Source organism: Leptotrichia sp. HSP-342, assembly GCF_041199995.1.
Classification (GTDB): Bacteria; Fusobacteriota; Fusobacteriia; order Fusobacteriales; family Leptotrichiaceae; genus Leptotrichia; species Leptotrichia mesophila.
On record NZ_CP165646.1, the window covers coordinates 1,916,104 to 1,937,780 of the forward strand.

General features: G+C 30.8%; 21 protein-coding genes. 1 reads left to right on the plus strand and 20 read right to left on the minus strand.

Features of this window, described 5'->3' with window-relative positions; translation table 11 throughout:
* Positions 1-45: 45 nt before the first annotated feature.
* The 7 genes from AB8B23_RS09595 to AB8B23_RS09625 all read right to left on the minus strand — a co-directional run bounded on the left by AB8B23_RS09595 (position 46) and on the right by AB8B23_RS09625 (position 6,644).
* Positions 46-765: an amino acid ABC transporter ATP-binding protein gene (locus tag AB8B23_RS09595; RefSeq protein WP_369712565.1), complete on the minus strand. Its 720-nt coding sequence runs from the start codon at positions 763-765 to the stop codon at positions 46-48.
* Positions 762-1,475, minus strand: coding sequence for an amino acid ABC transporter permease (locus tag AB8B23_RS09600; protein WP_369712566.1), 714 nt, complete (start codon positions 1,473-1,475; stop codon positions 762-764). The genes AB8B23_RS09595 and AB8B23_RS09600 overlap by 4 nt, the downstream gene beginning before the upstream one ends.
* 103 nt (positions 1,476-1,578) lie before the next feature.
* Entirely contained in the window at positions 1,579-2,334 is a 756-nt protein-coding gene (locus AB8B23_RS09605; RefSeq protein WP_369712567.1) for a transporter substrate-binding domain-containing protein, read from the minus strand.
* Positions 2,335-2,360: 26 nt separating this feature from the next.
* Positions 2,361-3,128, minus strand: a complete 768-nt coding sequence (locus tag AB8B23_RS09610) for a transporter substrate-binding domain-containing protein (protein ID WP_369712568.1) — start codon at positions 3,126-3,128, stop codon at positions 2,361-2,363.
* 213 nt (positions 3,129-3,341) lie between these two features.
* Complete coding sequence (locus tag AB8B23_RS09615) at positions 3,342-3,923, minus strand: 5-formyltetrahydrofolate cyclo-ligase (protein WP_021744686.1); 582 nt, start codon at positions 3,921-3,923, stop codon at positions 3,342-3,344.
* 39 nt (positions 3,924-3,962) lie between these two features.
* Positions 3,963-4,550, minus strand: a complete 588-nt coding sequence (gene cobU / locus AB8B23_RS09620; protein ID WP_369712569.1) for a bifunctional adenosylcobinamide kinase/adenosylcobinamide-phosphate guanylyltransferase — start codon at positions 4,548-4,550, stop codon at positions 3,963-3,965.
* A 96-nt stretch (positions 4,551-4,646) separates the two neighbouring features.
* Complete coding sequence (locus tag AB8B23_RS09625; RefSeq protein WP_369712570.1) at positions 4,647-6,644, minus strand: elongation factor G; 1,998 nt, start codon at positions 6,642-6,644, stop codon at positions 4,647-4,649.
* 256 nt (positions 6,645-6,900) lie between these two features.
* Here AB8B23_RS09625 and AB8B23_RS09630 point away from each other — a divergent pair, with 256 nt between their 5' ends.
* On the plus strand, positions 6,901-8,121 hold the full coding sequence (locus AB8B23_RS09630) for a spherulation-specific family 4 protein (protein ID WP_369712571.1): 1,221 nt from the start codon (positions 6,901-6,903) through the stop codon (positions 8,119-8,121).
* Between the two features lie 55 nt (positions 8,122-8,176).
* Here AB8B23_RS09630 and sufU read toward each other — a convergent pair whose 3' ends face one another.
* The 13 genes from sufU to AB8B23_RS09695 all read right to left on the minus strand — a co-directional run bounded on the left by sufU (position 8,177) and on the right by AB8B23_RS09695 (position 21,668).
* On the minus strand, positions 8,177-8,617 hold the full coding sequence (gene sufU, locus AB8B23_RS09635; RefSeq protein ID WP_021744690.1) for a Fe-S cluster assembly sulfur transfer protein SufU: 441 nt from the start codon (positions 8,615-8,617) through the stop codon (positions 8,177-8,179).
* A gap of 42 nt (positions 8,618-8,659) precedes the next feature.
* Complete coding sequence (locus AB8B23_RS09640) at positions 8,660-9,865, minus strand: cysteine desulfurase (protein WP_369712572.1); 1,206 nt, start codon at positions 9,863-9,865, stop codon at positions 8,660-8,662.
* Positions 9,866-9,951: 86 nt separating this feature from the next.
* Positions 9,952-11,079 (minus strand): Fe-S cluster assembly protein SufD, encoded by a 1,128-nt coding sequence (gene sufD / locus AB8B23_RS09645; RefSeq protein WP_369712573.1) that lies wholly within the window; start codon positions 11,077-11,079, stop codon positions 9,952-9,954.
* A gap of 42 nt (positions 11,080-11,121) precedes the next feature.
* Complete coding sequence (sufB, locus tag AB8B23_RS09650; protein WP_021744693.1) at positions 11,122-12,534, minus strand: Fe-S cluster assembly protein SufB; 1,413 nt, start codon at positions 12,532-12,534, stop codon at positions 11,122-11,124.
* A gap of 28 nt (positions 12,535-12,562) precedes the next feature.
* Positions 12,563-13,309: a Fe-S cluster assembly ATPase SufC gene (sufC, locus tag AB8B23_RS09655; RefSeq protein WP_021744694.1), complete on the minus strand. Its 747-nt coding sequence runs from the start codon at positions 13,307-13,309 to the stop codon at positions 12,563-12,565.
* Positions 13,310-13,462: 153 nt separating this feature from the next.
* Positions 13,463-14,275 carry a pyridoxine/pyridoxal/pyridoxamine kinase gene (gene pdxK / locus AB8B23_RS09660; protein ID WP_369712574.1) on the minus strand — a complete coding sequence of 271 codons (813 nt, stop codon included), beginning with the start codon at positions 14,273-14,275 and terminating at the stop codon, positions 13,463-13,465.
* Positions 14,276-14,307: 32 nt separating this feature from the next.
* Complete coding sequence (metF, locus tag AB8B23_RS09665; RefSeq protein WP_039901456.1) at positions 14,308-15,183, minus strand: methylenetetrahydrofolate reductase [NAD(P)H]; 876 nt, start codon at positions 15,181-15,183, stop codon at positions 14,308-14,310.
* A gap of 60 nt (positions 15,184-15,243) precedes the next feature.
* Positions 15,244-16,191, minus strand: a complete 948-nt coding sequence (locus AB8B23_RS09670; RefSeq protein WP_369712575.1) for an acetyl-CoA carboxylase carboxyltransferase subunit alpha — start codon at positions 16,189-16,191, stop codon at positions 15,244-15,246.
* A gap of 33 nt (positions 16,192-16,224) precedes the next feature.
* Positions 16,225-17,076, minus strand: coding sequence for an acetyl-CoA carboxylase, carboxyltransferase subunit beta (gene accD, locus AB8B23_RS09675; RefSeq protein ID WP_021744700.1), 852 nt, complete (start codon positions 17,074-17,076; stop codon positions 16,225-16,227).
* Positions 17,077-17,183: 107 nt separating this feature from the next.
* On the minus strand, positions 17,184-18,158 hold the full coding sequence (locus tag AB8B23_RS09680) for an RluA family pseudouridine synthase (RefSeq protein ID WP_369712576.1): 975 nt from the start codon (positions 18,156-18,158) through the stop codon (positions 17,184-17,186).
* Positions 18,159-18,173: 15 nt separating this feature from the next.
* Positions 18,174-19,274: a rod shape-determining protein RodA gene (gene rodA, locus AB8B23_RS09685; protein ID WP_021744702.1), complete on the minus strand. Its 1,101-nt coding sequence runs from the start codon at positions 19,272-19,274 to the stop codon at positions 18,174-18,176.
* 53 nt (positions 19,275-19,327) lie between these two features.
* Complete coding sequence (locus tag AB8B23_RS09690) at positions 19,328-20,548, minus strand: M16 family metallopeptidase (RefSeq protein ID WP_369712577.1); 1,221 nt, start codon at positions 20,546-20,548, stop codon at positions 19,328-19,330.
* Positions 20,549-20,591: 43 nt separating this feature from the next.
* Positions 20,592-21,668, minus strand: coding sequence for an LptF/LptG family permease (locus tag AB8B23_RS09695; protein WP_026746822.1), 1,077 nt, complete (start codon positions 21,666-21,668; stop codon positions 20,592-20,594).
* Positions 21,669-21,677: the final 9 nt, after the last annotated feature.

The following is a 21,677-nucleotide window of genomic DNA, read 5'->3' on the forward strand; positions in this document are numbered from 1 at the left end:
GGTAAAAAATTTTTTCTGAATATAGTTATTTTACTTTCTAAATATCTATAATACTTTCAAAAAATTTTGAGTTCTTTCATGTTGTGGATTTAAAAATACGTCTTTTGGACTTCCTTGCTCTACGATTTCTCCATCAGCCATAAAAATTACTCTGTCGCACACTTCCCTTGCAAATCCCATTTCATGTGTTACGACTATCATTGTCATTCCATCTTTTGCGAGTGATTTCATTACCTGTAGCACTTCTCCCACCATTTCAGGATCTAGAGCAGAAGTTGGCTCGTCAAACAATATTGCTTCTGGATTCATTGCTAAAGCTCTTGCTATTGCAACTCTTTGTTTTTGTCCTCCAGATAGGCTTGAAGGATAAAAATCTGCCTTTTCTTCCAAACCTACTTTTCTTAGCAGTTCTTTTGCCTTAATTTTTGCTTCTTCCTTATTCATTTTTTTTAGTGTGACTGGAGCTAAAATAATATTTTCCAATACTGTTAAATGTGGAAACAAATTAAATGACTGAAACACCATTCCTATTTTTTCCCTTAATTTGTCAATATTCAAATTTTTATCAGCCATATCCTCATTATCCACAAAGATATGCCCTCCATCAAATTCCTCAAGTCCATTTATACATCTTAAAAATGTACTTTTTCCTGACCCAGAAGGCCCAATTACACTTACAACTTCTCCTTTTTCTATATTTACACTTATATCTTTCAAGACAACATTATTTCCAAATTGTTTTTTTAAGTTTTTTATTTTTATCATACTTTTAGCTTCCCTTCTATTTTCTTAAATAAAGTTGACAAAATCTTGATTACAAGATAATAAATCAATGCAATAATTAGCATTGTTTCAAATGTCTTATAATTTGTTTTAAATGCAATCTGTCCTTTTCCCATCAAATCAGCAACTCCTATAACCATTAATAATGAGGTATCTTTTAGCGATGTAATGAACTGATTCAGAATCGCAGGTATCATATTTTTTATTGCCTGCGGCAAAATAACTTTTCTCATTGCTTTTCCAAAGGATAGTCCCAAACTTCTAGCAGCCTCCATCTGTCCTGCATCAATTGCCTGTATTCCTCCTCTGAAGATTTCAGCCAAAAATGCACCAGCATTCAAACTTATTATGATAATTCCAGCAATTTCAGGAGACATTTGCTGTCCACCCAGAATCCCTTTATTTATAATTGGTACAACTCCGAAATAAAAGAATATCGCTTGTACTAGAAGCGGCGTCCCCCTTATCAAGTCAATATATTCCTTTCCAATCCATTGTAAAGTCTTAATCAAATAAAAAGTAAAATTCTTCTTTTTCGTAGGTACAAAATTTATATATCCCACACTAACACCAATTAATACAGCAAAAAACAACGATATTACTGCAATTAGAAGTGTTGTCCCCAGCCCAATTAGAAATTCAATTTTGTATTCCATTAATATTTCAATATACGTCTTTAAATAGTCAAACATATTTTTTCCTTTCTAAAATCCAAGTTTCTAATTTAAAAAAGCAAATTAGCTCCAAAACTTTATATTTAACATTGTAAAAGAGCTTCATTGCTTTTTTCCTTTATTATTTTGTATATTTATCCACTATTTTTTGATATTCTCCATTTTCCTTTAATGTTTTCAATCCTTTATTAAATTTTTCTAATAGTTCCTTATTTTCACCTTTTTTAACCATAAATCCATATTCATTGCTCGTCAATTTTTCTGTTCCTATTTTGACATTTAAATTTGGATTTACTTTTATTGTATAGGCAATTACTGGATAATCCTCAAATGCGGCATCTGCCTGATTATTTTCAACTGCCTTTAATGTAGAAGCTGAATCTTCAAATACTCTTATATTTGCTTTTCCTTTTAAATTATCTTCAGCATATTTTGCTCCAGCTGTACCATTTTTTACAGCTAATTTTTTCCCTTCTAGATCCTTTACAGTTTTAATCCCACTATTACTTTTATTAACTAATGCAACAAGTCCTGATTCATAATATGGATCAGAAAAATCTACACTTTTCTTTCTTTCTTCAGTAATGCTTGCTCCTGCAATTACTCCGTCAAGCTGTCCTGACTGCAACGCTGGAATTAAACCTCCAAAATCCATTGGCTTAAATTCCACTTCAAATCCTTCTAATTTTCCAATTGCTTCTACTAATTCTATATCAATTCCAGTATATTTGCCATCTTTTTTATATTCAAATGGCGGAAAGCTTGTATCTATTCCTATTGTATATTTTTTCTTGCCATTTGCTGATTTATTTCCACAGGCAATTACTAACATTAATACCGTCATTAATATAATTATTTTTAATATTTTAGATTTCATAACAATCTTCCTCCAAATTTTAAATTTTATTTTGTGTATTTATTAATTATTTTCTGATACTCTCCATTTTCTTTTAACGCCTTCAATCCTTTGTTGAACTTTCCTAGTAATTCTTTGTTTGTCCCTTTCTTAACCATAAAACCATTTTTATCATTTGTTAATTTTTCTGTTCCTATTTTTAATTTTGCATCTGGAGTGATTTTTAAGGTATAGGCAATTACTGGATAATCTTCAAATGCAGCGTCTGCTTGATTGTTTTCTACTGCCTTTAGCATTGATGTTGTATCTTCATATACTCTTACTTGAGCTTTTCCCTTTAAATTTTCTTCAGCGTATCTTGCCCCAGCTGTACCATTTTTTACAACAAGTCTCTTTCCTTCCAGATCTTTCGCTGTCTTAATAGCTGTATTATTTTTATTTACAACCGCAACTAATCCAGCATCATAATATGGCTCTGAAAAATCTACCACCTTTTTTCTATCTTCTGTAATGTTAGCACCTGCAATCGCTCCATCAAGCTGTCCTGACTGTATAGCTGGAATAATTCCACCAAAATCCATTGGCTTGATTTCTACTTCAAATCCTTCTTCTTTTGCAATCGCTTTTATCAGTTCTACATCAATTCCTATATTCTGATTATTTTCCTTGTAGGAAAATGGTGGATAAATCAGATCTACTGCAATAATGTACTTTTTCTTTCCATCTGAAGTCCTGCCTTCATTCTTTCCACAAGCAACAGCTAGAATTAATAAAAATATCGTCAATGATATTTTAAGAACTTTTTCCATCTTCATACTCGTTTCCTCCTTAGTTTATAACGATTTTCTTAATATGATAAAATTCTAGCACAAAAAAAAATTATTGTCAAAATTTTGAAATTTTTGGTATTTTTTCTTATTTTTTCAAATTTTCTGATAAATTTTTCACATATTTATCCAAAAATTTTATTTTTTTATGTAAATAAAGTTTCAAATCGCGATTTAGGATTCTATAACTATTTTTATTAGCTATTTCAGCACTTTTTTCTCACTTACAACACAATCTAAAATTATATCATGTTCCTCCACAGGCACTTCATCAATTATCTGAAAATCATAACAAACTCCAATAAATAGAGCTTTATTATTTTTCTTTCTGACTTTTTCCAAAAAAGTGTCATAATATCCTCCACCAAACCCAATCCGATTTTTCTTAGAATCAAAGGCAAGAGCAGGAACGATGACAACATCCAATATTTCTTCATCATAAAAGTCGTTGGAAGAAGATTCATAATATCCAAATTTGTGTAAAATAAGTTCATTTTTATTATATTTATTGATTTTCATTTCTCTATTTTTGCTATTTGTAATTTTAGAAATAAAAAAATTTTTTTTTGGATGAAGTTCTAGTAACTTTGTGATTTTGACTTCAGTTTTCATATCCATAAAAATCATTATATTTTGAACATTCTCAATATATGAAGTCAAATTTTTTATAATTAAATCACTTTTTTTATTAATATCTTTATCAGAAAGAATATTCCTTTTTGCCAGAATTTCTTTTCTAATTTTATCTTTTTTTATTTGTAAATCTGTTTTTGTTTTTTTCATATGGAAATTCTCCTTTATAAAATCCCGTCTATTATTAAATTATTTTATTTTCATTGGAATTCCAGAAACTACAAAATATACCTCATCTGCCTTTTCTGCAACAATCTGATTCATTTTTCCAGCAATTTCACGAAAATATCTTCCAAGAGGATAATTTGGAACAAGCCCCATTCCCAGTTCATTTGATACAATTATTACATTTTCAAAATTTTGACTGACTTTAAGAAGTTCATTTACCGAATTTTCCACATTTTTATTTAATTTTTCCACAATTTGAACATATAAATTTTTATCAAAATTATCCCAGTCAATATCTCTTTCTTCAAAAATTATATTAGTAATCATATTTGTAAGGCAGTCTACAAGCATGTTGTGCTGTATTTCATTATTATTTTTAAAAAAATCATTTAATGAAATTTCAAAATTTTTGTAAGTTTCGGCGGTAATCCAATTGTTTTCACGTCTTTCTTTGTGTAGTCTAACCTTTTCCTTCATTTCCTCATCAAAGGCAATTGAAGTCGCTAAATATATATTTTCCTGTTTTCCATTATTTAATTTTAGCAGCATTTCTTCTGCGAACTTGCTTTTCCCGCTTTTTGCTCCACCAGTAACAAAAATTAATCCCATTTTTTCTCCTTTTCGTATTGATAATTTAGTAGTTTGATATTCAAAAAAAGAGAAAAATATATTGTTTAATTTCTCTCTTTTTCTGAAAAACTTTAGTTAGTTTCTATTTTTTCTGCTTTCAATTACTTTTTGTGCCAAATCTCCCATTAATTCTTCATATCTTACAAGTTTCATTTCAAAATATCCGCGTCCTTGTGTGATAGCTTTTAATTCATTAGCGTATTTGAATGTTTCTGACATTGGAGCTTCAGCAGTAATTTTTTGTTTTGTTCCTTTGTGAGCCTCCATTCCCATTACTTTTCCACGTTTTTTGTTAATATCTCCTATTATATCTCCAATGTATTCTTCTGGAACAATGATTGTAAGCTCCATAATTGGTTCGAGCAATATAGGTTTTGCCTCAAGCATTCCTTTCTTGAAGGCCAAGTTTGCTGCAATTTTGAAGGCCAGTTCAGAAGAATCAACATCGTGATATGATCCGTCGTATAAAACTGCTTTTATGTTAGTTACAGGATAACTTGCCAGCACCCCTTCCTTAAGAGATTCCCTTAATCCTTTTTCTACCGCTGGAATATATGATTTTGGAACGCTTCCTCCTGTAATTGTTTCTTCAAAGACAAAATCTTCATCGTCGACATATGAAAATTTAATTAATACATCTCCATATTGTCCATGTCCCCCAGACTGTTTCTTATGTTTTCCCTGAACATCAGAAGTACCTTTAATTGTTTCCCTGTACGGAACTTTTAATTCTACAGTTTTTATTGTTATTCCGAATTTTGCTTTTAATTTTTCAATAACTGTCGCAGAATGAAGTTCTCCTTGTACTCCTAGCACTGTCTGCCCTGTTTCAAGGTTTCTATGCCAAGTGAAAGATGGATCTTCTTCCATTAGACGATTAAGTCCAGAAGACATTTTTTCATCATCATTTTTGTTTAAAGGCTCTATTGCCACGAATAATTGTGGTTTTGGAAAAGTTATTTCCTTTATGGCAGTTTCTTTTTCATTAGTTGACAATGTATCAGAAGTTTTTGTACTGTTAAATTTTGAAAATACAACAATGTCTCCAGCGATTCCCTTTTGAACTTCTTCCATTTTATTCATAACGAATGTGTAAATTTTTCCAATTCTTTCTTTTGATTTTCTATTTATATTAAAAACTTCGCTATCTTGCTTAACTTCACCAGAATAAACTTTTGCGTATGAAACCTTTCCTAAGAAAGAATCAATTGTAGTTTTAAAAATTTGGCATGTAAATGTATTTTTTTCAGGCTCAATTTTTTTATTGTCATTAGGTGATGGCAAGAAATCCTTTACCATGTCAAAAGTTGTGTGAAGTCCAATATTTTTTAGAGTCGCACCGCAAATAACAGGAATTACAGAACAGTCAAGCACTCCCTGTCTAAGTCCACGATGAATTTCAGCTGTTGTAAATTCAATCCCATTAAAATATTTATCCATTAATTCTTCATCTGTTTCGGCTACCGCTTCCAAAAGCATTTCACGAATTGAATTTATTTCATCATCCATATCAGCGGGCATTTTCACAGTTGCACATTCATTTTTGTTTTTATCAAATTCCCTTGCAAACATATCAATTACATTAATATGCCCACGAAATTCGTCTCCTCGTCCCCAAGGTACATGAAATGGAGCGATTCTTTTACCGTATTTTTCTCTCAACTGTGAAAGAATCTTTTCATAATCAGCTTTTTCATTGTCAATTTTATTTACAAAAATAAATCGTGGAATATTTCTACTGTCTGTAAGCTCAAGAGCCGTTTCTGTCCCAACTGTTAAATCAGTAGTCCCGTCAACAATAATAATAGCTCCGTCAACTGCCGCAAGTCCAGATTCAACTTCTCCAAAAAAATCACTATAGCCTGGAATATCTACAAAATTATATTTTGTCCCCTGATATTCTATGGCATGAAGGCTGAGAGAACTTGTAATTTTAGTATCATTTTCATTACCTGTAATACGGCTGGCAAGTCCTGCTGTAAATTCAAGACCTTCCACCATATTACTTTTTCCAGAACCACTATGTCCTAAAATACCAATGTTTCTAATGTTATTGCTGTCATATATTCTCATAGCATTTCCTCCCTATACATTTCTATTTTTAACAAATTCTATCCTATATTAAATTTTAACTTGAAATTAGAAAAAATCAAGTTAATTTTATGATTTAATTATTTAAATTACACTTGTTATATTTCTAGAAAAAATTTTCCTTGTAATTATAAAAAAAAAATGCTAATATATATGGTAATATTCTTTAAAATTAATAACTAAATTTCCCAAATTTCTATTGGTTAAAAGGAGAATTTTATAATGAAAGGAGATAGTAATGAAGGAAAATTTTGAGAATAATACCGATTCTCTTTGGGAAAATACAGATGAAATTTATGATATTATAAAAAATAATTTAAAAAATGAAAACGAATTTAAAGTGGATTTTGGCTATACAGATGGTTTTCATAAAAGCAACAAGGATGATGATAAAAAAAATAATCACATTATAGATAATGACTTTGCAGAAAATGAAGCAACGATTCCTTATGTAATTATCAATCCTGCAAATGGTCCTTCTGACAAGGCTGATTATGACTATGTTGTTCAAATTAAAAAAAACAAGGAGCTTGGAATTAAAAATCTTGGATATGTAACTACAAATGAATATACTAAAAGTATCAAAAAAGTATGTTTTGAAATTGACAAATATATACATTTTTATGGCTCTGATAATATTTCTGGAATTTTCCTTGATGAAGTTTCATCAGGTACAAATCCATTGGAAATCGATTATATGGCACAAATATATAATTATATAAAAAATAAGTATCCCGACTCAATCATAGTTGCAAATCCTGGAGGAACAGTAACAGATGAGATGTCTAAATACTCTGATTTATGGCTAACAAGTGAAGTATCTGCAAATAACTACATCAATCATTGGACTCCAAGAACTTACAATTTTGAAAATAATCCTGAAAATGCAAGCCGTATTGTCCATGTTGTTCACTCTGCAAAACCAGAACAGTACGAAACTCTACTGAAATTGTCAAAAGAACGAAATGCAGGATTTTTAATGATTACAACCGATGTTCCAAATGTTCCTTACGAAAATTTACCACAAAATTTTGAAAATTTAATATTATCAATAAACAATCCTAAACTTGAAAATCTTTCAAATACAAGAAATGATTTAACTGAAACATCAATATTAGATAATTCATACATAAAATCCGAATCTATTGATTCAAAAAATTCTACATCCGAACAAATTATAAAAAATATCCAAACAGAAAGCTACAATCATAATTCAGACCAGTTTGTATCTTCTGGAAAATACAGTATCACTGGAAATCTTGAAATATCGAGCCTTGATTTTTGGAAACTTTTGGATTTTCATTATAAAGACAGCGTAAAAAACTTCTCCAAAAATGTATTCAATCCCCATTTTGACTTTGGATACAATATTTCAGAAGAATTTATCATAAATGCTTCAAATAAAATAAGTGAATCTGGAAACTTTGAAATTGATTTTAACAAGAACTGGAATATTTAACAAAAAAATTAGCTGTTTCATAAATATCATGATACAGCTTTTTTATATTATTATTCTACTTTTCACTCTTATCCACAATTACTTTTAATGAATGCCAGCTAAGTGTCGCACATTTTACTCTTGCAGGCATTTGAGCCACATATTCCATAAGAACAGCATCTCCTAATTTTTTACTTTCTTCTCTTGTCAATTTTTCTTCCTGCTTCATCATTTTGAAAAACAAATTTACTTTTTCCTTTGCTTCTTCCATTGTCTTCCCTTTTACCAAGTCAATCAGCATAGCCATAGAAGCCGTTGAAATGGCACATCCGCTTCCAATAAAAGCAGCATCTGTTATTACTCCGTTTTCATCAGTTTTTATTTCAAGCGTCAAGTCATCTCCACAGTTTGGATTATGTCCACGTTCTGCAAATGTCGGATTTTCAATTTCACGATTTAGTTCCTTACGTCTGCTATATTCGAGTATTGTCTGCTGATATATTTTTTCTAAATTCATATTAAACCTCCTTTTCAAATTTTTTTCTTTTATTTATTTTTCCTATAATTCAAAAACTTCCTTCACTTTTAAAAGCCCTTCTATCAGTTTATCAACATCCTCTTCATTGTTGTAAATGCTAAAACTTGCACGGCAACACGAAGGCACTCCTAAATACTTCATTAAAGGCTGTGCACAATGATGCCCTGAACGGACTGCCACATTATACGAGTCAAGTATAAATGCCACATCATGAGAATGCACATTTTTTACATTAAAAGCAATAATTCCAGCACGCTGAACATCTTTTGTAAAATATGTTTCTACAAAATCTAGCTTTTTCAATTTTTCTAAAGCAATTTTCGTAAGAGAATTTTCAATTTCATTAATTTTCTCATAACTTATTTCTTCGATAAAATTAATTGCTTCTTCCAGAGTTACTGCTCCTTCCACATTCTGAGTCCCGCCTTCAAATTTATTTGGAAGTGGTGCAAACGTTGATTCCTGTTCTGTTACAAATTCAATCATATCTCCGCCGTATAAGAAAGGTGGCATTTTATCAAGAATATCCTTTTTTCCGTACATAACTCCAATTCCCATTGGTGTAAATAATTTATGTCCTGAAAATACAAGAAAATCTGCATCCAATTTTTGAACATCGTGTTTAAAATGCAGCATCGACTGTGCAGCATCCACAAGAATGCGTATATTTTTATTTTTATTTCGTGCAATTTCAATAATTTCCTTTATTGGCTGAATAACTCCTGTAACATTTACCACAGCAGAAACAGCTACAAGTTTTGTTTTATCTGACAATTTATTTTTAAAATCTTCAATATCAAATTGTCCGTTTTCAGTAAGGTACACAAACCTTATCTTAGCATTTTTCTTTTTAGCTACAAACTGCCAAGGGACAATGTTTGCATGATGATTTGAAATTCCTAGAATTATTTCATCATTTTCGTTTATAAATTCCATTCCGTAAGAATAGGCGATTAAATTGATTGATTCTGTCGTACTTTTTGTAAAAATAACTTCTTCAGGATATTTTGCATTAATAAACTTCTGTACAGTATTTCGTGCATTTGCCATCAAGTTTGAGGCTTCCATTGATAAAGTATGCGAACCACGCCCTGGATTACCATTATATTTTTCATAGTATTCCATAATTTTATCCAGCACTCTTTTAGGCTTTTGTGAAGTTGCCGCTGTATCAAGATAGTGATTATTTCTATTCTTAAATATTGGAAATTCTTTTCTATAGTCCATTTTTTCACTCCCTATATAATTTTACCCACAAGCAATAAAAATTATATCACTTTGTGGGTACTTTTTCAAATTCATATTTTATTCTTTTAGATTCTTCTTTCCAGTTCTTCAAATAATTTCTCTCTTAACTTTTCGTCATCAATGTTATCCATTATTGGACGGAATGAAGATTCTACTATTAATTTTTTTGCTCTTCCTTCAGAAAGACCACGGCTCATTAGATAAAATAATTTTGATTCATCAACTTTTCCGACAGAAGCAGCGTGTTCTCCGATAACATCATCTTCACTACAAAATAGCGTTGGAATAGAGTCAGCCTTTATTTTATCATTTAATAAGATAGCAAATTCTCCTTCACGCCCTTCAGACTTACTCGAACCTTGCTTAAAGTAAAGGTTTCCACGAAATACTTTTTTAGCTTCATCTTTTACAGCCCCTCTTCCTTGAAGTTCCCCAATCGTTCTACGTCCACGGAAAACTACAGAATATTCCAAGTCCAGCTTTCTATCCTCATCAGCAAGGTATGCAGGCCATACATAAACTTCTGATGAATCTTCCTCAAGATAAGATTTATGGCTTATCGCATTAATCTTTCCACCTAGTTCAACGCTGTAATATTGAGTTTTTCCTTGACCTAAAGTTTCAATTTTTGATGACTCAAAATTAGAACTTTTTGTATTTAAAGTTTGTATTTTTATAATTTTTACTTCTGCATTTTTCCCAGTGAACACTTTTATAATTCCATTGTGATAAACTGGTGTGTCGTCTTCTGAATCATAAGTAATAATTACCGTAACTTTTGCAAAATCTTCCACTTCAATAACATTGTAGTCAACTAGAAAATTATTTTCTTTATTTGCACGATAATTTAAGTAAATTGGCTTTTCAATTTTTTTTCTTTCAGCAATTTTTAGGTACTTCCCTTCATTGCAAAAAGCAAGATTCTGTGTCTTAAAAAAGTCTCCTAGTCCATATTCATTATCATTTTTTAATCTTTCCAGCTCATCTATCGAGTCACTAATATTTTTTATAGCAACTCCTTCTTGATTTCCATGCTTTATTTCTAGATTATTAAATTTCTTAAATGTTTCAGGCTCTTCGTATTGATAGCCTACTCTTGTCCAATTAACTTTTTCAAGCTTTTTATATTGTTCAAACTTTTTCAGTCTGTATTCACTATTTTCAAGATTTTGTATGCTTGATTTTTCTAACATTTTTGCTCCTTCCATTTTTTCAGCAATTTGAGTTTTGCCTGTTTATCCGATTGTTCCTTCCAGCTCCAGTTCTATCAATTTATTAAGCTCTACAGCATATTCAAGCGGAAGCTCCTTAGAAATTGGCTCAACAAATCCTCTTACAATCATAGCTTTTGCTTCATCTTCGCTTATACCTCTTGACATAAGATAAAATATTGCTTCGTCGCTTATTCTTCCGATTTTTGCTTCATGTCCAATATCAACACTATCATTATTTATATCAATTATTGGTATAGTGTCTGATGTTGATTCGTTATCCAGCATTAATGATTCACATTCTACAGTTGATCTTGCTCCAGTTGCTTCTGGCAATACTTTTAAAAGCCCTCTATAAAATGCTGTTCCTCCATTTTTAGAAATTGATTTTGAATGAACTGTCGAACTTGTCTGTTTTCCTTGATGAATAATTTTACATCCTGTATCCAAATATTGTCCAGCTGCTGCAAATGTAACTCCTGTAAATTCACATCTTGAACGATCACCTTTTAGAATACTCATTGGGTAAAGCATCGAAACTCTTGATCCAAATGATCCAGAAATCCACTCAACTACTCCATCATCTTCCACTATTGCTCTTTTTGTATTAAGATTGTACATATTTCTTGACCAGTTTTCAATTGTTGAATATCTTAATCTTGCCCCTTTTCTTACAAATAATTCAACCGCTCCTGCATGCAATGCATTTTTTTGATATTTTGGAGCAGAACATCCCTCGATATAGTGCAAATCAGCTCCTTCATCTACAATAATAAGCGTATGCTCAAATTGCCCTGCTTCAGGTGCATTCAATCTAAAGTATGATTGTAAAGGCATATTTACCTTTACTCCTTTTGGAACGTAGATAAATGATCCTCCAGACCATACTGCTCCATGTAATGCCGCAAATTTGTGATCATTAACTGTAATTAATGTCATAAAATATTCCTTTAGCATATCTTCATATTCTACCATTGCAGTTTCAATATCTGTATAAATTACACCTTGTTCTTTCAATTCTTTATGAATGCTGTGATAAACTACTTCTGAATCATATTGTGCCCCTACTCCTGCAAGTGACTGCTTTTCAGCCTCAGGAATTCCAAGTCTGTCAAATGTATCTCTTATATAGCTTGGTACATCATCCCAGTTTTCATTCATAGGTGCCGAATCAGGTTCTAAATAATGCACAATATCATTTACATCAAGATCTGATAAATCTGGACCCCAGTCAGTCATAGGTTTTGAATTGTAAACTTCTAATGCCTTTAATCTAAATTCTCTCATCCATTCAGGCTCATTTTTTCTTTCTGAAATTTTTTTGATAATTTCAGGAGTAAGTCCCTTTTCAGCCTTATATTTATAATGTCCTTCGTCTTTTATATCATAGACACCACGTTCAATATCTGCAACATATGTTTTTTTTCTATTTTCCATTATTCCCACACTTTCTATTCTGTATTAATTATAATCCTAATTCTTCCTTCATTTTAGCATAACCATCTTTTTCAATGCTTTCAACTAATTCTTGCCCACCTGTCTTAACAATTTTTCCATTCATCAAAATATGAACAAAATCAGGCTTTAAATAATCCAGCACTTTATCATAGTGTGTAATTATAAGTAAAGCTGTATCTTTAGTCTTTAATTTTTGAACACCTTCAAATACAACTTTTGTAGCGTCAATATCAAGTCCAGAATCAGTTTCATCCAGAATAGCCAATTTTGGCTCTAAAACTGCCATTTGTAAAATTTCATTTTTTTTCTTTTCTCCACCAGAAAATCCGACATTTAAATGTCTATCTGCGTATTCGGGATTAATGTGAAGTTTTTCCATTTTTTCCACTAATTCATTATGAAATTGCATTAAATATTGCTTTTCCCCAGTAACAGCCTCTTTTGCCGTTCTCAAAAAGTCTTCTACAGTAAGCCCTGGTATTTCTTCAGGATATTGAAATGATAAGAAAATCCCCTTTTTAGCCCTTTCGTCGACAGCATCTTCATTAATATTTTCTCCATCCAAAATAATTTCCCCATCAACAAGCTCATGTTTTGGATGTCCCACAAGAATACTTGCAAGCGTAGATTTTCCAGCTCCATTAGGCCCCATAATTACATGAACTTCTCCTTTGTTTATAGTCAAGTTCAATCCTTTTAGAATCTCTTTCCCTTCTACTTCAGATTTTACATTTTTCAATTCTAACAAACTCATGTTAATTTTACCTCCAAAATATTTTATATATAAATTTATTTGTTTTACAAATTAAATTACACTTTATATTCTATCAAAAATTTGTAATAAAATCAATTATGAAAAAAATATTCTCTAAATAATTAACATACAGAGAATATTTTTAATAGATTTTTATTTTGTAGCAAATGCCTTATGATTCAAAGGTCCTGTATAATCATTCAATTTAAAGGATTGTTTCAGTCCTTCTGTAATTAATTTTTTTGTAGTCGCAACTGCTTCGCTTACTGTCGAACCTTTTGCTAGTTCTGCTGTGATTGAGGCGGAAAAAGTACATCCTGCACCATGATTCCATTCTGTGTCAATTTTTTCAGATTCAAAGAATTCAAAATCTTTTCCATCGTATAAGAAATCAATTGATTTTTCTCCAGCAAAAAATTTTCTTCCTTTTATAACAACATTTTTTGCACCTAAGTCACATATTTTTTTAGCCGCTTCCTTTGCTTCCTCAAGCGTGTCAATTTTTTCCATTCCAGCTAACTGCGCGGCTTCAAATAAGTTTGGAGTAACAACAGTTGCATAAGGCAATAAATGATTTTTCATGGCAATTACATTTTCTGGGAAAAGATTTTCAGTAGAGCCGCTGCTGACTTTACATACCATGACAGGATCTATCACAATAGGATTTTTCAGATTCTTCAAAATAGAGCCTACATACTCTATGATTTCTACTGTCGGAAGCATCCCTGTCTTTAATGCATCTACTCCAATTCCGTTTACAACAGTATCAACTTGCTCTTTTATAACATCCAATTCAATTGGAAAAACTTTGTGAGCCCAGCTATTTCTAGGATCCATTGTAACAATAACCGTAAGAGCATTCATTCCATAAACGCCTCTTTCCTGAAATGTCTTCAAATCTGCTTGTATTCCAGCTCCTCCACTCGTATCCGAACCTGCGATTGTTAAAACTTTTTTAATAGACATATTGCTACCTCCTATTTTATATATTTTAAAATTTATCTTGCAAATTCAATATTTTTCATAATTTCTCTTGCAATTTCAGGCTTGTTCATTGTATAAATATGAATTCCTTTAATTCCGTAAGCTAGCAATTCTATAATCTGTTCGCTCGCATACATTATTCCAGCTTTTTTCATTGACTCTAGATTATCTCCATATTTTTCTAATAGTTTATCCAATTTTTTAGGAACAGAACATTTTGACAACTCTATAATCCTTTTTATCTGTTTTGCATTTGTAACTGGCATAATCCCAGCAACTAAAGGAACTTTTATATCCAGCTTTTCAGCTTGTTCCTTAAATTTTATAAAAATATTGTTATCAAAGAACATTTGGGAAGTCAAAAAATCTGTTCCAGCCTCAACTTTATTTTTTAAATGGAACAAGTCCACTAAATCATTATTTTCATAATGTGTTTCAGGATAAAATGCTCCCCCAATTGAAAAATCATGAAATTCTCTATTTTTTCTCAAATCCCTAATTAATTCAGAAGCATACTTATAATCTCCTTTGTTATAAATCTCTTCTGTTTCCCCAACTGGTACATCTCCACGTAAAGCTAATATATTTTTTACATTATGATTTTTTGCTTCCTGGAGGTAATCATTAATTTCACTTTTTTTACTTCCTACGCAAGTTAAATGAGCCAGAACCTCAGTTTTTAGATTATTTTTTATATATGATGCCATTTCAATAGTTCCACCTTTAGTTTTCCCACCAGCACCATACGTAACGCTTATAAAATCTGGTTTATATTCTACAAGTTCAGCTGTAACATTTTTTAATTTTTCTTCAGAAAAATTTTTGTTTGGTGGAAAAATTTCAAAGGAAATTAGATGCTCTTTCTGTTCAAACATATCCTTTATTTTCATTAGACCTCCTAAGTTAAATATCAAATTATTCTTAATCAATTTATGCATTTTAAGCAGTTTTTATTCCTCAAAAAATTCCCCAATTTTTCTATATTTATCATATCTTCTTTTAAGCAACTCTCTTAGTGAAAATTTATCAATCCGTTTAAATTCCTTCACAACCATTTCTTTTAAATTTTGCGCTGTTTCTTTAAAATTTCTATGAGCTCCTCCTAAAGGTTCTTTTATAATTTCATCTATTACCCCGAGACTTTTTAGACTAATCGCATCCATTTTTAAACTTTTTGCAGCTTCTGCAGCTTTCGTTGAATCATTAAAAAGAATTGAGGCGCATCCCTCCGGAGAAATAACAGAATATACACTATTTTCAAACATTAAAATTGAGTCTGCCACACCAATTCCTAATGCTCCTCCACTTCCTCCTTCTCCAATAACAACAGACACAATTGGTACACGGAATCCAAACATTTCTGCTAAATTTTTAGCAATAGCCTCTCCTTGCCCTTTTTCTTCGGCTTCTATTCCAGGATACGCTCCAGCTGTATCAATTAATGTCAGAATTGGTAATTTAAAACGTTCTGCCATTCTCATTAATCTAAGAGCCTTTCTATACCCTTCAGGACTCGCCATACCAAAATTTCTAAAAATATTTGATTCAATGTCTCTTCCTTTTTGCTGCCCTATTATCATTATTTTATAACCATCAATTGTTGCAAGCCCTCCTACAATGGCATTATCATCCTTTGAAAGCCTATCACCGTGAAGTTCTATAAAATCCTGCGTCAATTCCTTTATATAATCCAAAGTATATGGTCTCTGAGGATTTCTTGAAATTTGAATTCTATTCCAGGCATCCATTTCATTTTCCTCAAAATCTCTATATTTATCTTCGAGGTTTTTTTCAAGTTCTGTTATTTGAGCAGAAAAATCAATGTTTCTTTCAGCTGAAAATCTTTTTAATTCGGCTATATTATCTTCCAATTCTTTAATTTCATCTTTTATACTCATATTTTTATCCTTTCGTTTGAAAAATTTTAAAGTTTACACTAATTTTTCCAATACTCTATAAATCGTTGTTTTTAAGTCTTTTCTTTCTGAAATTATATCAATCATTCCGTGTTCTAGCAAAAATTCTGCCCTTTGAAACCCTTTTGGCAATTTCTGATTTACAGTCTGCTCAATAACTCTAGGTCCTGCGAAAGCGATAAAAGCATTTGGCTCTGTTATGATAACATCTCCAAGCATCGCAAAAGAAGCTGTCACTCCACCTGTAGTCGGATCAACAGGCACAGAAATAAATGGAATTCCTGCTTCATTCAATCTTTTTACTGCCCCTGAAGTCTTTGCCATTTGCATAAGTGACAAGATTCCTTCCTGCATTCTTGCACCACCAGAGCTTGAAACTACTACAACTGGTATTTTTCTTTTAAGCCCTCGTTCCAATGCCCTTGTAATCTTTTCTCCAACAACTGAACCCATGCTTCCACCCATAAAACTGAATTCCATTGCGGCAATACTAACTTCTATCCCATTTATTTTTCCGACTCCACTAATTACACCATCTAACATACGACTTTTCTCACGTGAAGTTTCTAATTTTTCCTCATATCCAGGAAAGTTCAGTACATCTTTTGAATTAAGTGTCATATCTCTTTCCATAAAAGTCTCCTCGTCAATTAGAAGCTCAATTCTTTCAAAAGCTGTAAGCCTAAAATAATTTCCACATTTTGGACATACATTTAAATTATTTTTCAGATCCTCGTTATAAATAATCTCATTACATTGATTACATTTTTTCCACTTATTGTCATCTACAATATCAACTGTCAATTTTGATTTGGATGTAAGTGTTACATATTTATTTTTTGATTTTCTACTTGAAAATAAACCCATTTTCTTCACCTCTCAAGAATTTTATATTTTTAAATTAAAATAACAGGTGTTACAATACCCTATATGATACTATATTTATATTAGATTTTTCTTTGATAAAAATACTTTTAAAAAAATGCTTTGTCTATAATCGAAAAATTATAGTTGTCAAAAGAAAGTGAATAACAGCAAAGAAAAAATCTGCTACTTCCATCTTTTATACCATACTTCTTATCACCCACTATAAAAAGACCTTCGTGAGCAAGTTGAGCTCTTATCTGATGTTTTCTTCCAGTAATCAGTTCAATATCTAAAAGTAAAATATTTTTATTATTTTTTTCTAGTAATTTTAATATCTTTTTTGAATTTTCTAATTTATCAAGATTTATCTGCTTAAAATAAGTGATACTTTTTTTAGACTCTCCTAAAATATGCTTTTCAGAGACAATAACTTTATTTTCCATTGTTGTCAAATAATTTTCAATTTTAAAATCTTTCAAATTAAGATTTTTTTCTTTAAACTTAGGATGTTCAGTTACATTTCTATTATGAACAATTGCAAAATATTTTTTATGAACTTCATTATCTCTAATTTTTTGAGAAATATATCTAAGAAACTTTAAAGTTTTACAACCAATAACAAGACCCGATGTTTCAAAATCCAGTCTATTCGCAAAATTAATATTTTCACTTTTATAAATTTCCTTAAAAACTTCAGCAAGTCCATATTTGTGCCCTGTTCCTTTATGCATCGGAATATTTTCCTTTTTATTCACAATAAAAAAATCTTCATTTTCAAAAATAACCATTTTTTTATATTTTTCTAGATCACTTTCTAAAATTTTTAAATTTTTCTCCTTGGCTATATTCACACTGTTTCCTGTTTTTCCAATATTTCCTGAAGATAAATTTCTAATTATAATTTTATCATTTAGCAAAAGACGATAATTCTCTTTTGATTTTTTTCCATTAATTTTAATATCTCCAGACCTTATCGCTCCAAAAATCCTGCTAAGCGACTCTTCCTTAAAATTTTTTCTTAAATATCTGTCAAGCCGCATTCCTTCCATCTCAGAATTTACAATAACTTCCTTTTTCTCCAAGAATTTCCTCATTTCTTAATTATTATGAATTTTTATACTTTCAACTATCCCTATCATTATAAATGAAGCTAGAAACGAGCTTCCACCATAACTCATAAATAACAATGGTTTCCCTGTAACCGGAACAAGTCCAATTGTCATTCCTACGTTTACAATTACGTGCATAAAGATAACGCCCGCTATACCGTATAATATGAGGCGACCAAAATCATCCTGTACGATTCGTGATATCCTCATTATTTCAAAAATTAATGCAAAATATAGAAGCAAAACTAATGAGGAACCTACAAATCCCAGTTCTTCAGACAATACTGAAAAAATAAAATCGGTCTGTGCCTCAGGCAGAAATTCCAGCCTACTTTGGCTTCCTTGCAGAACTCCTTTTCCTAAAAATCCTCCAGCTCCAACTGATATTTTAGACTGTATTACATGCCATCCGCTTCCTTTTCTATCTGTTTCAGGATGTAAAAATGTCTCCACACGTGTTCTCTGATAATCACTTAGTACAAACTTGTAAATTGGATAAACTGATAACATTAGGACTATCCCTATTATCCAAATTGGCTTCATGTTTGCGCCATATAGAAAAATCATAAACAGAAATGCAGAAACTGTTATCAAAGTTGTTCCCAAATCAGGCTGGATAAGGATTAGCAAAATAAGTGGAGTTACTGGCAAAACTGCCCCAATAATGTCATTTAAATTATTAATTCCACTTTTATACTTGTTTACAATCCAATAAGCAATAATTATAACAATCGCTATCTTTACAAACTCCGACGGCTGCAGTTGAAACGGCCCTAGTGCAATCCAACGCTGTGCTCCAAGAGTCTTTTTCCCTGCAAATCGTACAAGTAAAAGCAAAATAACACATATACCGTAAATATGTCGAATGAAATATTTTACATTTTTATAATCAACTGCTGCTATTAAAAATACTAACACTGTTCCTATCCCAATCCACAGCATATTTTTTACAACCATCCCGCCCTGTCTTGTCGCACTATATACAAATATTGTACTTATCATTACAAGAGCATACACAATCAGTAATATCATTTTATCTATCCGACGGATATTATTTCTCATATCATTCAATCTTTGGTTTTGAAACATTTTATACTCCTAAATTCCTATTTTTATTTTTTAAATTATAAAATTTTTTTACTTTATTTATTAATATTTCCCAAAACTGTTATATTTTCTGCTAAATATTTCGTTTTTGCAAAAGTATTTACATCCTCAATTTTTACATCATTAACTTCATTTTTCATTTTTTCAGTATCTAAAATTTCATTTTTTCTAATATAATAATTTCCTATAATTCCCATTCTTGAACGTGGATTTTCCATTGCAAAGGCGATTCTGCTCATATATTTGTTTTTTGCTTTCTGAAGTTCATCTTCTGTAACTCCATTTTCACGTAACTTTTTAAATTCTGAAAGCGTTATTTCTATTGCCTTTTCATAATTTTCTAGATTCGTTCCAATGTACGTCGATGTCAGGCCTCCTGATAAATAATATTGATTATACGTATAAACAGAATAGGCAAGTCCATTTTTCTCACGGATTTCCTGAAAAAGTCTAGAACTCATTGAACCACCAATAATATTCGCTAAAATATCCGTATATATTTTATTTTTACTGTTATAATCTTCACTTTGATGAGAAATACAGATATTAACTTGATTTATATCTTTTGAGACAATTTTTTTTCCAGCATTAAATGAAAAATCTATTTTATCACGTCTATCAATCTTTTTATCACCTAATTTTGAAAAATATTGATCAATTTTCTGAATAATCTCGTTTTTATCAAAATTTCCAGAAACTACAACCAAAATATTGTCTTTTGTGTATCTTTCCTTATAATATTTTCTGATTTCATCTGCAGTAAAGCCTTTTACACTAGCTTCTGTTCCAATAATAGGCTTTCCATACTGCCCATTTATACTGTCTGCATAATTCATTTCAAATACTAAATCATCTGGCGAATCCTTATACATCTTAATTTCTTCCATGATTACATCTTTTTCTTTTTCCAATTCCTTTTCATCAATCGTAGAATTTGTAACAATGTCAAACAAAATATCTACAGACTTTCCTAGAAACTGTGTTAAGGCATTTATATAAAAAACTGTTTCTTCTTTAGTCGTATGTGCATTCACATTTGCCCCAAGATAATCAATTTCTTCAGAAATTTCAAAATAATTTCTAGTAGGAGTCCCTTTAAAAATCATATGTTCCAGTACATGAGAGATTCCTTCCTCCGTATCACTTTCATCTCGTGAGCCAGTTTTTACAAATACTCCAACTGAGCAGGTAGAAATACTTTCAAGCCTATCAAAAATAACTTCTATTCCACTATTTGTCCTTATCTTTTCTATCATACCATTCCCTTCTTTTTTATTTTATAAAAATCAAAAATATTTATTAGTATTCAGAATCCCTAAATAATTTTATTCCAACTATTAAAAATATAATTAACGGAATAAAACAAGCTGCATAAATTGGAACTGCTCCAGATACTGCCATTGAACGTAAAATCGTGCTGACACCATAATAGGCATAACCAATTATTACAGATAATCCTATATTTAGAGCTGCTCCCCCTCTTACATACCTACTTCCTAGTGAAAGTCCAATTAGACACATAACGAATGAAGATAATGCAAAAGATATTCTATAATAAAATTCTATTCTTAAATTTAAGGAATCTGCTCCAACTCTTGTAAAATAAACTACCTTTTCACGTAATTCAGGCATTGTCAAATTTTTTGCCTTGACTGGACTTGCCAGTACATCCTCCATTTTTGCAATAAATTTGAATTTTTTTGTATCAGCAGGTTTCATTAAATTAGTTTTATCATCGTACTCCTTTAAGTCTTTAAAAGTCCATTCATTTGTTTTTGGGTTAATTTTTCCAAAAGGAGAAGTGTATATTTTGCTTATTTCCTTAAAGCCTTTTTCAAATTTCAGTATTTCAATATGCTCCATGGTCCCAGTATTTTTATTTACGTGTTCACTAAAAAGTACTGTTTTTTTATCAATTTTTACAAAAATAAATTTTTTCTCCGCCTTGACAGGTTCCTTATTATCAATTTTTAAAGATTTTAAATTTTCTTTTTTAGTATTTGATTTTCCTAAAGCGTCGTAATTTAACCAAAATACGCCCATACTTACAAGAAATGAAAAAATCATTGGAAATAAAGCTATTCTTGCGAAACTGATTCCACTTGTTTTCATTGCTGCGATTTCCAGCTGTTTTGCCATTTTGCTTATACACAGAAGACTTCCAAGCAGAACTCCAAGAGGAGCTGTATTTGTTATTATTTCAGGTGTTCCGTATCTCAGATATCTTATGGCATCATGTCCTTTAAGCTTTCCGTCCATAATCCATCCTGTAAGACTAATACTTTCAGCTAGTAAAAATATTAAGAAAAACATCATCATTCCTAAAATAAAACTTTTTACATAGTTTAGAATTATATATTTATCTAATTTATTCATACTCCTCCT

Excerpts from the sequence above, each read along its gene's own strand:
- AB8B23_RS09595 (WP_369712565.1), bottom strand. The coding sequence starts at position 765 with ATGATAAAAATAAAAAACTTAAAAAAACAATTTGGAAATAATGTTGTC.
- AB8B23_RS09600 (WP_369712566.1), bottom strand. The coding sequence starts at position 1,475 with ATGTTTGACTATTTAAAGACGTATATTGAAATATTAATGGAATACAAA.
- AB8B23_RS09605 (WP_369712567.1), bottom strand. The coding sequence starts at position 2,334 with ATGAAATCTAAAATATTAAAAATAATTATATTAATGACGGTATTAATG.
- AB8B23_RS09610 (WP_369712568.1), bottom strand. The coding sequence starts at position 3,128 with ATGAAGATGGAAAAAGTTCTTAAAATATCATTGACGATATTTTTATTA.
- AB8B23_RS09615 (WP_021744686.1), bottom strand. The coding sequence starts at position 3,923 with ATGAAAAAAACAAAAACAGATTTACAAATAAAAAAAGATAAAATTAGA.
- cobU (WP_369712569.1), bottom strand. The coding sequence starts at position 4,550 with ATGGGATTAATTTTTGTTACTGGTGGAGCAAAAAGCGGGAAAAGCAAG.
- AB8B23_RS09625 (WP_369712570.1), bottom strand. The coding sequence starts at position 6,644 with ATGAGAATATATGACAGCAATAACATTAGAAACATTGGTATTTTAGGA.
- AB8B23_RS09630 (WP_369712571.1), top strand. The coding sequence starts at position 6,901 with ATGAAGGAAAATTTTGAGAATAATACCGATTCTCTTTGGGAAAATACA.
- sufU (WP_021744690.1), bottom strand. The coding sequence starts at position 8,617 with ATGAATTTAGAAAAAATATATCAGCAGACAATACTCGAATATAGCAGA.
- AB8B23_RS09640 (WP_369712572.1), bottom strand. The coding sequence starts at position 9,865 with ATGGACTATAGAAAAGAATTTCCAATATTTAAGAATAGAAATAATCAC.
- sufD (WP_369712573.1), bottom strand. The coding sequence starts at position 11,079 with ATGTTAGAAAAATCAAGCATACAAAATCTTGAAAATAGTGAATACAGA.
- sufB (WP_021744693.1), bottom strand. The coding sequence starts at position 12,534 with ATGGAAAATAGAAAAAAAACATATGTTGCAGATATTGAACGTGGTGTC.
- sufC (WP_021744694.1), bottom strand. The coding sequence starts at position 13,309 with ATGAGTTTGTTAGAATTGAAAAATGTAAAATCTGAAGTAGAAGGGAAA.
- pdxK (WP_369712574.1), bottom strand. The coding sequence starts at position 14,275 with ATGTCTATTAAAAAAGTTTTAACAATCGCAGGTTCGGATACGAGTGGA.
- metF (WP_039901456.1), bottom strand. The coding sequence starts at position 15,183 with ATGAAAATAAAGGATATGTTTGAACAGAAAGAGCATCTAATTTCCTTT.
- AB8B23_RS09670 (WP_369712575.1), bottom strand. The coding sequence starts at position 16,191 with ATGAGTATAAAAGATGAAATTAAAGAATTGGAAGATAATATAGCCGAA.
- accD (WP_021744700.1), bottom strand. The coding sequence starts at position 17,076 with ATGGGTTTATTTTCAAGTAGAAAATCAAAAAATAAATATGTAACACTT.
- rodA (WP_021744702.1), bottom strand. The coding sequence starts at position 19,274 with ATGTTTCAAAACCAAAGATTGAATGATATGAGAAATAATATCCGTCGG.
- AB8B23_RS09690 (WP_369712577.1), bottom strand. The coding sequence starts at position 20,548 with ATGATAGAAAAGATAAGGACAAATAGTGGAATAGAAGTTATTTTTGAT.
- AB8B23_RS09695 (WP_026746822.1), bottom strand. The coding sequence starts at position 21,668 with ATGAATAAATTAGATAAATATATAATTCTAAACTATGTAAAAAGTTTT.